The sequence below is a fragment of the Corallococcus llansteffanensis genome (assembly GCF_003612055.1).
GTDB lineage: Bacteria > Myxococcota > Myxococcia > Myxococcales > Myxococcaceae > Corallococcus > Corallococcus llansteffanensis.
Map to the genome: position 1 here is coordinate 1 of NZ_RAWB01000331.1, position 11,285 is coordinate 11,285.

At 71.1% G+C, this 11,285-nt stretch carries 10 protein-coding genes and 1 pseudogene; 5 read left to right on the forward strand and 6 right to left on the reverse strand.

Translation table 11 applies throughout. From position 1 onward, the window contains the following. Positions 1-539, forward strand: a pseudogene (locus D7V93_RS26840) (WGR domain-containing protein); the annotation flags it as partial. 28 nt (positions 540-567) lie between these two features. Here D7V93_RS26840 and D7V93_RS26845 read toward each other — a convergent pair. Further along, positions 568-1,383 (reverse strand): hypothetical protein, encoded by an 816-nt coding sequence (locus tag D7V93_RS26845; RefSeq protein WP_120646108.1) that lies wholly within the window; start codon positions 1,381-1,383, stop codon positions 568-570. 167 nt (positions 1,384-1,550) lie between these two features. Here D7V93_RS26845 and D7V93_RS26850 point away from each other — a divergent pair, with 167 nt between their 5' ends. The 3 genes from D7V93_RS26850 to D7V93_RS26865 all read left to right on the forward strand — a co-directional run bounded on the left by D7V93_RS26850 (position 1,551) and on the right by D7V93_RS26865 (position 6,014). Next, positions 1,551-2,747, forward strand: a complete 1,197-nt coding sequence (locus tag D7V93_RS26850; protein WP_120646109.1) for a substrate-binding domain-containing protein — start codon at positions 1,551-1,553, stop codon at positions 2,745-2,747. Between the two features lie 203 nt (positions 2,748-2,950). Next, on the forward strand, positions 2,951-4,387 hold the full coding sequence (locus D7V93_RS26860) for a hypothetical protein (protein WP_158623868.1): 1,437 nt from the start codon (positions 2,951-2,953) through the stop codon (positions 4,385-4,387). Positions 4,388-4,511: 124 nt separating this feature from the next. Then, positions 4,512-6,014, forward strand: a complete 1,503-nt coding sequence (locus tag D7V93_RS26865) for a hypothetical protein (RefSeq protein WP_147451344.1) — start codon at positions 4,512-4,514, stop codon at positions 6,012-6,014. A gap of 22 nt (positions 6,015-6,036) precedes the next feature. Here D7V93_RS26865 and D7V93_RS26870 read toward each other — a convergent pair whose 3' ends face one another. The 4 genes from D7V93_RS26870 to D7V93_RS26885 all read right to left on the reverse strand — a co-directional run bounded on the left by D7V93_RS26870 (position 6,037) and on the right by D7V93_RS26885 (position 8,678). Beyond that, positions 6,037-6,318: a FruA-associating protein, FapA gene (locus D7V93_RS26870; protein ID WP_244237527.1), complete on the reverse strand. Its 282-nt coding sequence runs from the start codon at positions 6,316-6,318 to the stop codon at positions 6,037-6,039. Positions 6,319-6,446: 128 nt separating this feature from the next. Then, positions 6,447-7,328 (reverse strand): aldo/keto reductase, encoded by an 882-nt coding sequence (locus D7V93_RS26875; RefSeq protein ID WP_120646112.1) that lies wholly within the window; start codon positions 7,326-7,328, stop codon positions 6,447-6,449. Then, entirely contained in the window at positions 7,325-8,134 is an 810-nt protein-coding gene (locus D7V93_RS26880; protein WP_120646115.1) for a M14 family metallopeptidase, read from the reverse strand. The genes D7V93_RS26875 and D7V93_RS26880 overlap by 4 nt, the downstream gene beginning before the upstream one ends. 94 nt (positions 8,135-8,228) lie before the next feature. Then, positions 8,229-8,678 carry a Spy/CpxP family protein refolding chaperone gene (locus tag D7V93_RS26885; protein WP_120646113.1) on the reverse strand — a complete coding sequence of 150 codons (450 nt, stop codon included), beginning with the start codon at positions 8,676-8,678 and terminating at the stop codon, positions 8,229-8,231. Between the two features lie 158 nt (positions 8,679-8,836). On the opposite strand from D7V93_RS26885, the gene D7V93_RS26890 reads away from it, so the two are divergent. Next, positions 8,837-9,772, forward strand: a complete 936-nt coding sequence (locus D7V93_RS26890; RefSeq protein ID WP_120646114.1) for a CPBP family intramembrane glutamic endopeptidase — start codon at positions 8,837-8,839, stop codon at positions 9,770-9,772. A 7-nt stretch (positions 9,773-9,779) separates the two neighbouring features. Here D7V93_RS26890 and D7V93_RS26895 read toward each other — a convergent pair. Next, positions 9,780-11,285 (reverse strand): sulfatase family protein (locus tag D7V93_RS26895; protein ID WP_120646116.1); only part of this gene is annotated, 1,506 nt, incomplete at its 5' end.

Consider the following 11,285-nt stretch of genomic DNA (forward strand, 5'->3'; position numbering starts at 1 on the left):
CCGCGGGGGCGCTCTCCGTCCTCCAGTCCCGCCTCAAGGGCCCGTCCTGGAAGGTGACGCGGCTGGCGCGCAAGGCCCGGCACGCCCTGCGCGCCCTGGGCGGCGTGGACCCCGCGGCGCACCCGGCGCTGGCCGCGCCCTTCGCCGCGCTGATGGCGCACGTGGTGGGGCCCAAGGCGGAGGGACGGCTGCCCCTGCGCCACGCGCTGGGGCTCCTGTCCGCGGTGGACGTGGCGGCCTTCCGGCGCGCGACCCAGATGTGGACGGCCGCGCCCGCGGGCCAGGTGCCCACGGGCGTGGCGGCCGCGCGGACGCTGGGAGACCCGGAGCTGGCGCTGCGGGTGACGGCGCTCCTCGCCGAGCGTCCGGACCTGCGCGACGGCTCCGAGGACGCGTGGGGCAAGCGCTGGACCGCGCTCAAGCCGCACGTGGAGGCCCACCTGTCCAGCGCGGGCAGCTCGCTCGCGGCCTTCGTCGGCGGGGTGGAGGCGGGCGGCGACGCGCACCTGTCGAAGCGGCTTGCCCGGCTGGGGGCGTGACGGGGCGCGACGCCGGCTTCAGGCGACCTCAGTGCACCTCTTCCGCGGCGGCCGCGGCAGGGGGCGTGGCGGAGCCAGGCTGGCGGTCCATCTCCTCGGTGGGGTAGCCGCGCGCCGCATCCAGGTACTTCTGGGGTTGCACGCGCCGGCGGTCCTTGCGGCTGAGGTTCTCCGGGCTCACCAGCGTGGGCTCGCCGTCGGCCTGCTTCTCCACGCGGTGCCCGTCACAGAAGAGCCACTCGGTGCGCCCGTCCGGCGCCTGCCGCGCGAAGTACAGGTCCGGCTGGCCCACCTGGGGATCCTTCGAGCACCACGTCCCGCGCGCCTTCTCCTCGCGCGCCGGGGCCTCCTCCCGCCACTTCTTCTGCGCCTCGCGCAGCGCCACCGCGGCTTGTATCTGCGGCCCCAGGGCCATCCGCCCCTGCGCCTCCTTCAGCAGCGACGCGCCCCGCTGGGCCAGGTCCGGGAACGCGCCCGAGCGCCGGAAGCCGCAGCCCTGGAGGGCCCGGAGGTTGCCCTCGTGCACCTTCAGCACCGGCGGCAGCGTGCGCAGCCCCTCTTCCAGCAGCGCCAGGTGCTGTGGCTGGTCCGGAGACGCCGGGTCCTGCGCCTGCGCCGTCTCCTGGATGAAGCGCGCCAGCAGGCCGTTCACCGCCGTCAGCTCGTCGGAGAACCAGCGCGGCTCCGCGTCACAGGGGCTCGCCTTCGACCCCGCATAGTCCCGATACTCCGCGCGGGACATGCCCAGGGCATAGTGCTGGACGGGCGGAGCCTGCTTTCCCGCGCATCCTCCGAGCAGCACGCCCCATCCCAGCAGCGCGATTCGCCGACGCAGTGCCATCATCGGCTCAGTCTGCCATCCGCTTTGGGGTCGAACAAACGTTCTGGAAGGCATCCGGCCGGCCTCCTCTCCGGAGGGTGGGCGGCCAGGGGAGAAGCGGTGGGTGACATGGTTGTGACAACGGCACCGGCGGGCTTTCGCGGGGTGCGACCCGGGGTACGAGGCAGGACATGAAGCCGCGGCTCCTCCTCCTCATTGGCGTGCTGGCCGCGCTGTTCGGGGTGTCCTACCTGCTGACGACCCCGGAGGCACCGCGCACGGCGGGCCCGGAGGCGGAGCCCGAACCCGCGCGGCCCCCGTCGCGCCGGCGCGTGACGGACATCACGTTCCTCTACAGCACGGAGAAGCGCGAGTGGGTGGAGGCGGCGCTCGCGGACTTCCAGCGCACGCACCCGCACGTCCGGGTGACGCTGGTGGGGCGGGGGTCGCTGGACGCGGCCCAGGCCATCCTGGAGGGCCGCGAGCAGCCCACGGTGTGGAGCCCGGCGGACAGCGCGGTGCTGCGCATGCTCGCGGCGGACTGGGCGACGGACGCCTCGCACGGGCCGCTGTTCGCGAACGAGGGCGACGCCGCGCCGCACCCGCTGGTCATCACGCCGCTCGTCTTCGTGGGCTGGCAGGACCGGATGGAGGTGCTGCGCAAGGCGGGCGGGGGCGGACACCTTTCGTGGAAGACGCTCCAGCGCGCGGTGGCGAGCGACCAGGGCTGGCCCGCGGTGGGGGGCCCGGCCGCGTGGGGCTTCGTGAAGCTGGGCCACACCGACCCGACGAAGTCCAACTCCGGCCTGCAGGCGCTCTTGTCCGCGACGCTGGAGTACCTGGGCCAGCGCGCGGGGGTGAAGGAAGCGGACCTGCTGGACCCCGGCTACCAGGAGTGGCTCAAGCGCCTGGAGCGGGGCGTGACGCGCTTCGAGCCCTCCACCGGCATCTTCATGACGGACCTGGTGCGCTTCGGCCCGTCCCGCTACGACCTGGCGCTGGTGTACGAGAGCCTGGCCATCTCACATCTTGGCCACGCGAGCGGACGGTGGGGGCAGCTGCAGGTGGACTACCCGCCGGTGACGCTGTGGAGCGACCATCCGGCGGCGGTGCTCCAGGCGGACTGGGTGACGCCCGAGCAGCGCGAGGCCGCGCTGGAGTGGGTGCGCTTCCTGCGCAGCCGGCCGGTGCAGGAGCGGGCCCTGGCGTTCGGCTTCCGGCCGGCGGACCCCACCGTGCCGCTCAAGACGCCGGACGCGGACAACCCCTTCACGCGGCTGGCGGCCCAGGGCATCCGGGTGGACGTGCCGCCCGCGGCGGAGGTGCCGGACGCGTCCGTGCTGCGCACCCTGCTGGACTTGTGGTCGCGCATGGGCGTGGGGCGCTGAAGCAGGCCCTGTTCCTGTCTGGAATGGCGGCGGACGTGATAGTCAGACGTGGACAAGGTCTCGCGTCGAGCCGGCGGTGACCGTCAGTGATTGAGGGGGAAGTCCAGATGACAGGGTTTCAATGCAGGGAACTCGTGTGGGCCGGGTGGGTCGCGACCGTGCTGCTCCTGGGCCTAGGGGCGTCGTGCAGGACGGACGATGTCGTGGACCCCGACCCTGCTCCCATCGTGGACCCCGACCCTGCTCCCGTCGTGGACCCCGACCCTGCTCCCGTCGAAGAGCCGCCGAGGTTCCAGGTGCTGACTCGAGGGGCGAGGCTGCTGGAGGTGGACACCCAGCAGCGCTTCTTCCTCTTCCGTCGGGACGGGGACACATTCGCGCAGGCGCTGCCCACGGGGGAGCCGGTGCGCATCACGGCCCCGTCCGAAGGCGTCGTCACCTCGAGCGACCGCAGCGCCGCGGTGTTGTGGAGCCCTGAGGTGGGCGGGGTCCGGACCCTCTGGTTCTGGCGCCCCGGCATGTCGGGCGCCGTCACCGTGTCCCACCAGGTCCGTGGCGCGGTGCTCTTCGATCCGGCCCTGTCCTATGTCGCCTTCCTCGAACGCGACGCCCAGGACGTGGCCTTCGTGCGCGTGGCGCGGACGGAGACGTGCACGGACGCGGCATGCCCGCTCGCGACGCCGCTGCAGGTGCAGGGCGGCAAGCCGGTGCTTTCGAGCGGGGGGAAGACCCTGCTCCTGTCGGACGGCCCGCGAGGCTGGCTCATCGATGTGCCGTCCAGCGCCGTCACGGACCTGGGGCTGCTGCGAGGCCCGCCGTTCATCTCACCGAAGGGCACCCGCTACGGTGTGCACACCCCGGACGACAGCGTCCAGTTGTTCGACACCGCCACGCGCACCCCGCTGTGGGAGCACGTCTGGAAGGACGACGTGTGGCATCCGGGCTGGTGGTCGATTGGCGCGCTCATGTTGGACGAGGTGAACGTCCTCGTGAACACCGAGGGGCAATGGGGCCCTGTCGCGCCCCCGCTCTACCACATCACCTACGTCTGTGATGCGCAGGGGTGCCGGAGCACGCCGGCGGTCAACGAGACATGTTCGCGGAGTCGACTCGAAAAGCTGCCAGCCCTGGCCTGCTATCACGACCCCTGCGCGACCCGCGGGTGCGCCCAGGGCTTTTCCCGTCATGTCGACAGCACAGGTGCCTATATCCCAGGGACCATTGGCGACATCGTGCTGGGCCCCACCTTCAGTGACGACCAGGGAACGGTGATGGGCCGGGTGATCAAGGAGTACCGGCCAGGATCCCCACCGACACTGGTGCTGGAGATGACGGAAGGCGCCCAGAAGCTCTCGCTGGCCCAGACGTCGCATAATCCTTTCGGGCCGCTCCTGTTCGTTCCCAACCCGAAGCGCCTCCTGTTCCGACAGATGAAGACGCTCAGTGACGGTGCAACGCAGTCGCGCATCGTGACCTGGGACGGTGGCCACTCGGTGGTGGAGGTGGGAGAGCTGGCGCCCAACGACCAGCCCGCGGGCGCGTCCATCGTTCGGGACAATCCCCCCACGCTCTACATGGACGTGTCCCCCACGCCGGACGATGCGGGCGCACCGCGCTCCATCATCCGTGTCCCACTTTGACCTGAAGCGGTGTCTCACTGCGTAGGGGAAGGAGGCAGGGCCGGAAACGGTCCGCTTTTTCGCGCCCCTCGTCTTTCGTCCGCCGGGCCGGCAGCGGACGCTCAACGCAGTGCAGGAAGAACCTATGTCATCGCAACGAAGCAGCCTCCTCCCGGGAGGAGCATGGAAGGTCCTGGGCCTGTTGCTGCTCGGGATGGGGTTGACGGCATGCCCCGGGGACCCGGACGGCGGCATGGATGCCGGCACGGAGGTGGATGCCGGCGAGTCCTTTGACGCGGGCGAGACCGTGGACGGGGGCGCTCCCGTCCAGACGCTGATGGAGGCGGCGCTCCTGTGGGACGTGGATGTCCAGCAGCGCTTCCTGGTCGCGCAGGAGGCCGGCGGCGGCATGGTCGTCCAGGACCTGGCGTCCGGTGAGGTGCGGACCGTCGCGCCGCCCGTGGAAGGGCTGCGCTTCACGGCGGATGGAAGCGCCCTGCTGCTCTGGAGCGCCCAGGCGGAAGGCCTCCGCTCAGCGTGGCTATGGCGGCCCGGGGACTCCCAGGCCTTCCTCCTCAGCGACCACATGCAGGGGTACATCCTGATGCAGGAGCACGGGGAGCGTTACCTGTCCTTCATCGAACAGACGCCGGAAGGCGACTCGGATGTGCGCGTGGTGGACCTGGACGGGTGCACGGCCCAGGCCTGCTCGAAGCGCACGCTGTTGCGGGTGCTGGAGGGGGTGCCGGCACTCCACGCGGGAGCGCGGTACCTCTGGGCGTGGCAGGGGGAGCGCACGTGGATCATCGACCTCGTACTGGGCACGGTCCAGGACCTGGGCATGCCCAGGTCCCAGCTGAGGATTTCCCCGGCGGGCTCGCGCTTCGGGGTGCTGACGCCGAAGCAGAACGTCCAGGTCTATGACACCGCCACCGGGGCCCAGCTGTGGGAGGTCCCCGTCGAGGGGACCTGGGTGTCGCTGAGCGCCTCCTTCTTCAACGAGGACACGGTCACCGTCAACGTGCGGGGCGTCCAGGGACCCTACGAGTCCTTCCCGCCCGTGAGGTCCTTCTCCTGCACGGCCCGGGGCTGCACGACCCTGTCGTGGGCAAAGACGTGTGAGACCTTTGCGACGCGCACGCAGCCCCTCCTCTTCTGCTCGGGTGTGGATTGCTTCGGCGTCCGGTGCTCGGCTTCCTACACGCTGTTGAAGGGGGCAGGGGAGGAGCTCGCCAACGGCGGCTTCATCGACACCCTGCCCGCGGTGAGTGACGACCTGCGGACCTCGGTGTGGATGACGTACAGCTACATCGTCGACCGCGAGAGGCGCACCCTGTCCTGGGCCCCCCATGACGCGGGGGGCTCCAGCGGCGTGCTCCGCTACCCGGGGCAGATCAGCGTGAACCTCTTCGAGTTCATCCCGGGCGAGCAACGCTTCGTCTTCCTCAATCCCAAGCAGACCCCGGTCGGGGCCACGGAGTACTTCGTGTCGGTGTGGGACGGGAAGACGCTCCAGGAGGTGGCGCCCATCGCGAGTCCCCATGTGCGGCATGTCGTCCGGGGACAGCCGGCCGCGCTCTACATGAACGAGACGGTGACGGACCCGGACGGCACGTCGCGGGTGCGCATCCGGCGCTTCGCGCTCTGAAGGCGGCTTCCGGGCGCTGCGCCTACTGCGGACGCATCAGGAACTCCGCGACGCGCAGCGCCCAGGCCTCGGCGGAGTCCAGCTCCGAGCGGGCGTCGGCATAGCGGTCCAACGATGCGTCCGAGCCGTCCCGCGCGAAGACGGCTTCGTTGAACTCCTTCTGGGCGTTGCTGAGCCACTGGCCCGCCCGAAGGCGCAACCAGGCCGCCACCTGGGGGGTGTGCTCCACCTGGTGCAGATCCAGCGATGAGGGGTGGATCTCCGCCGACTCTCCCTGCTTCTCAGACTCCGGCATCTCGTTCATGTCCGGATGTTCGGCATGCACCCAAGAGCTAGCACCCGTCCCGGATGGACGAGACAAACGTTGATGGTGGGCATTTGCCGGGAGCCGCCTCCGGGATGCTTGACGAAAGGGGCATCCCAGGGGGCTGCTCAGACAACCCCGTCCCAACCGTGGTCATTCCGACGGAAGGCGTCCCGGAGCTCCTGGACGACGGGCTCCGGCAGCGGCCCCTGCTCCAGGGCCCGGGCGTTGGCGCGCAGGTTGTCCAGCCGCGTGGTGCCCACGATGCAGGTCGCCACCCCGGGCGCGTGCGCGGTGAAGCGCAGCGCCAGCTCCGGCCAGTCCAGGCCTCCGGGCTGCACGGCCATGCGCCGCATCCGGTCCCAGTACTCGCCCACGTCGTGCGAGGACGGCCGGTCGTGGAAGCGCCACGGGGCATTGGCCAGGGGCCGCTTGGCGATGACGCCCACGCCGCGCGCCTTCGCCTTCGCGACGCCGTGGTCGAGCGAGCGCTGATCAAAGACATTCACGGAGGTCTGCACCACCGCGAACACGCCCGTCTCCAGCGCGGCGTCCAGCCCGGCGTTGTCGCCCGAGTACGCGGCGGCGCGCACCTTGCCTGCCTCCACCGCGCGGGTGAGCGCCTCCAGCAGGCCGGGGCGGTGCAGCACGTCCGGGGGACACGAGTGGAAGTGCAGCACGTCCAGCACGTCGGTGCGCAGGCGCTGGAGGGCCAGGTCCACGCCGCGCGTGATGCACTCGGGCGTCCAGTCCTCCACGCCGGGCACGCCGTAGCCGCACTTGGTGGACAGCACGAACTCGCGGCGCCGCGAGGCGAGGTGCCGGCCGATGCGCTCCTCGGACACGCCGTAGCTGGGCGCGGTGTCGATGAGGGTGATGCCCGCGTCCAGCACGCCGTGTAGGAGCGCGCCCGCGTCGGTGTCGCTCAAGGCCTCGCTGCCCACCGGCCCCGCGCCGAAGCCGAGCACGGACACGGTGAGGCCGCTGTTTCCCAGGGGGCGCTGAATCATCGTTTCGGGCCTTCTCCGCGCGCGGCCAGGTCGATGAAGCCGCGGATCCAGGTGAGGTTGATTTTATCGCACGTCGTCGGCGGCGTGGGCGTGGTGGTCTCCAGCGCGGCGGTATACGGCACGCCCTGGCGCGTGTACCAGTCGGTGACGCTGCCATCGTGGAAGACGACGAAGCCGTTCTCGTCCGCGAAGCTGTTGTCATCCACCTTGCGGCTGCGCACCACGGTGGCGTGCGCGGCGCAGGCCTCCATCAGCGGGCGGTAGGCGGCCTTGTCCCCGAAGGTGTACGCGTACGTCGCGACGCCGCCCAGGTAGTTGTCCTGGTGGATGTCGAGCGCGGCGTCGGGAGGCGGGAAGCGGGCCAGGTCGGTGCGCACCGCGCGCGTCTCCTTGGGGCCGCCGTCGTACAGGGCCCAGCGCAGGATGGGCGGGTCGCCCATGAGCTCGCCGCGCCACTCACCGGGGGCGATTTCGTAGCGCATGAAGTCGTTGTTGGGCTTTTCGCCGCTGCGGTTGTAGCGCGTGCCGTCCTCGAAGCCGGAGGGGTTGATGCACGGGTAGACGCGCAGGCCCACGCCCTTGGACTTCGCGTAGGCGACGATGTCCGGCAGGTGCTGGGCGAGCGTCAGCGGGCCCGCGGGCTCCTCGCCATGGAAGCCGGAGGTGATGACGAGCCAGCGCTCACCGGGGACGATGAGGCGGAAGAGCGGGTAGTCGCGTCCGCCTTCGTGCACCTGGCCGTATTCGGTGAGCTCGCCCAGGGAAGCGTGAGAGCGGATGCGTCGCGCGTAGTCGGTGTAATCCACCGTGGAAACATAGCCGCGCCCGCGGGCCCTGCCCACGCTGGAGCAAGGCCCGCTTCCGAATGTGTCATGCCGAGCGCAACCCCAGGGGCCGGGCCTACTTCACGCCGGCGTGCTCGCGGTAGTCGCTGGCCAGCTCCTGACGCTGGGCCGGGGTGAGGGTGCGATGCATTTCCAGCACGGCGTCCGTCGCCTTGTGGGCAAAGGCGCGGAACGCGTCGATGCGCGCGTCCACCAGCGCGTGCAGCTTCGCGGCGTCCGGGTTGGGGGACTCCAACTGGGTGAGGGCTTCCTTGCGGACGGCCTGCTGCCCCTCCATCAGCTGCTGTCCGTCGGCGAGGAGGCGGTCCTTCACGGCGTGGATGGACGTGCGCTGGGCCTCGGTGGCGTCCAGGTCATCCAGCTTGTCGTCCAGCTTCCACGTCACCATCTGCTTGATGCGCTCCGGATCCGGTGAGCCGTGGTGACCGCGGCCGCCGAAGCCGAAGCCGGTGAGGAGGGTGACGGCGACGACGGCGGTACCGGCGATGGCGAGCTTCTTCTTCATGGCGTTCTGTCTCCAGCGTGGGGTTCGTTTTCGCTTCCTGACTGGAGCCAATATGGAAGCCGGTCATTGAGAGGGTTTGCGCGGGGCATGAAGAAGTGTGAAGGCCGGCGCGGGACGCCGTTCGACTTGGACACAGGCGGGCACTAACGTCGCGTGCCATGGATTCCCAGCCCGAACGGTCCAACGCCCAGGACGCCATGCCGTCCGCCACCGCGAAGCGCCCCCGGGTGTGGACGGTGGCGCTCGCGTTCGTGCTCATGCTGGTGACGCTCTTGACCGTGGGAGCTCTCCTCGCCGGCATCGCGATGGCCATGGAGATGTCCCGGACCGGCGTGAAGGCCCAGGACACCGCGGCGCTGACCGCGATGATGGAGCAGATCAAGTTGTTGCCCTGGCTCCATGTGGCGGGCGTGATGACGTCCAGCCTCACGGGGCTCTGCGTCGCGCTGCTGGGCGGGTGGCTGTCCCCCCGGCCGCTGCGGGAGCGTCTGCGGCTGACGACGGGAGCGTCCCTGCCTGTCTGGGCGTGGGGGGCCGCCCTGGTGGGCTGCTTCGCGCTGGGACAGGCCCTGGAGAGCCTGTCCGTGCTCACGGGCGTATGGGATTGGACGTCGTCACTGAAGGGGTTGCAGGCCACCAGCCAGGGCTCGTTCGGAACGTTCGTGATGCTGATGTTCTTCGGCACGCTGGTCGCGGGCACGGCCGAGGAGCTGTTCTTCCGCGGCTACGTGCAGACCCGCCTGGTGGAGCGCTGGGGCCGCTGGGGTGGCATCGCGGGAGCCGCCACGCTCTTCGGGTTCATCCACCTAGACCCCATCCACAGCCCCCTGGCGCTGGTGCTGGGCCTGTACCTGGGCTGGCTCGCCGAGCGCACCGGCAGCGTCCGTCTGCCGGTGTTCGTCCACATCCTCAACAACGCGGCGTCCTTCCTCCTGACGCGCTTCGCGCTGTCCGCCACGGAGCTGGCGACCTCCGTGCACCTGGCGCTGCTGGTCGGGTGCAGCCTGCTGGCCCTGGGCGCCGTGGTGCTGCTGCTGCGCCGCACGGGCACGTCCTCCGTGGAGGGTGCGCGGCCCGCGCTCGCCGGTTCCTGAGCGGACGTCAGTGTTCGACAGGGCGCTCCAGCTCCCTGTCTCCATCCGGCAACTCTTCCGCCAGCCTCGCGCGCATCGCGGTGACGACGTTGGGGAAGTCCCCGGCCACGTCGTGCGCCTCCGCGGGATCCGCCACGACATCGAAGAGCTGCACCACCACCCCGCCCGGCGTGGGCAGCTCCAGCAGCTTCCATCGCCCCAGGTACAGCCCCCGGTGCCGGGCGCGGCGCACGGTGCCTTCCCACTCGGGCTTGAGGGCAATCTCCCCCGTGTCCTTCTCCACCGTCACCGTCTCGTAGATCCACGGGTAGGGGATGCGCACCGTCTGGTAGGGCTGGCCATCGCGGTCGCTGAACCACAGGTCCGTCTCGATGAGCGCGGGCGCGTCTGGCAGCGGACCCGGCTCCGCCCCGGGCCTCACCAACGACGCGAGCGAGCGGCCCCGGAAGGACTCCGGCGCGCTCACCCCCATCAGCTCCAGCACCGTGGGCGCCACGTCCAGCGAGCGCGCCCGCTGCGTCACCGTGCGCCCCTCGGCCACCTGCCCGGGCAGCCGCACCACGAACGGGATGCGCAGCGCCGCGCCGCCCCACAGGTGGTCGCCGTGGCCCAGGCCCAGGCCCGCGTCCTCCAGGTGCTCGCCGTGGTCCGACAGCAGCACCACCAGCGTGTCGTCCCACCGCCCGCGCCGCTCCAGGTCCGCGCGCAGGTCCCCCACCAGCCCGTCGAACGTGAGCACCGCCGCGTCGTAGTTCGCCCCCAGGGCCGCCACGTCCTCGGGCGTGGGGGAGGGCGCCTCCGGGTTGACCTCCACCTGCGGCGTCGCGCCGAACCGCCACGGCCCCCGGTAGCCCCGCTCCACGAACCGCCCCTCCTGCGGCCACGGCGCGGCGTAGGGGAAGTGCGTGGACGAGGCGAAGACGACCAGCGCGAACGGCGCGTCCTCCGGCAACCCGTCCAACGTGCGGTGCACCCGCGCGCGCAGCGGCGCCGGGTCGGTCAGCTCCGGGAACTCGCCGCGCTCCGGGAACAGCCCCGGCGCCAGCGCAGTCCACGGCAGCAGCGCCGCGTGCATGATGAGCATCCGCTGACGCACCAGGTCCGGGAAGCGGAAGTCCGGCGCGGACACCTGCTGGAAGCCATACGGGAAGCGCGAGAAGTGGTCCCCCGCGTAGTCCGCCACCACCGCCGTGCGGTAGCCCTGCGCCGCAAGCACCGTGGCCAGCGTGGTGAGCTTCGTGTCCCGCGCCTCGCGGCCCACCAGCGTGTGCACCACCGGGTGCTCGCCCGCCCACTGCGAGGTCAGCAGCGTCGTCCAGGACGGCGCAGTGCGCGGCACCTGCACCACCGTGTCGCTGAAGCGCGTGCCCTCGTCCATCAACCGGTCGATGTTCGGTGACGTGGCCCGCGGGTAGCCGTTGCCCGACAGGTGGTCCGGCCGGAGCCCGTCCGACGCCAGGATGAGCAGGTTCGGCCGCTGAGGCCCCGAGCCCCCGGTGCCACGCCCCATCCG

Excerpts from the sequence above, each read along its gene's own strand:
- D7V93_RS26890 (WP_120646114.1), top strand. The coding sequence starts at position 8,837 with ATGGATTCCCAGCCCGAACGGTCCAACGCCCAGGACGCCATGCCGTCC.
- D7V93_RS26870 (WP_244237527.1), bottom strand. The coding sequence starts at position 6,318 with ATGAACGAGATGCCGGAGTCTGAGAAGCAGGGAGAGTCGGCGGAGATC.
- D7V93_RS26875 (WP_120646112.1), bottom strand. The coding sequence starts at position 7,328 with ATGATTCAGCGCCCCCTGGGAAACAGCGGCCTCACCGTGTCCGTGCTC.
- D7V93_RS26845 (WP_120646108.1), bottom strand. The coding sequence starts at position 1,383 with ATGATGGCACTGCGTCGGCGAATCGCGCTGCTGGGATGGGGCGTGCTG.
- D7V93_RS26865 (WP_147451344.1), top strand. The coding sequence starts at position 4,512 with ATGTCATCGCAACGAAGCAGCCTCCTCCCGGGAGGAGCATGGAAGGTC.
- D7V93_RS26885 (WP_120646113.1), bottom strand. The coding sequence starts at position 8,678 with ATGAAGAAGAAGCTCGCCATCGCCGGTACCGCCGTCGTCGCCGTCACC.
- D7V93_RS26850 (WP_120646109.1), top strand. The coding sequence starts at position 1,551 with ATGAAGCCGCGGCTCCTCCTCCTCATTGGCGTGCTGGCCGCGCTGTTC.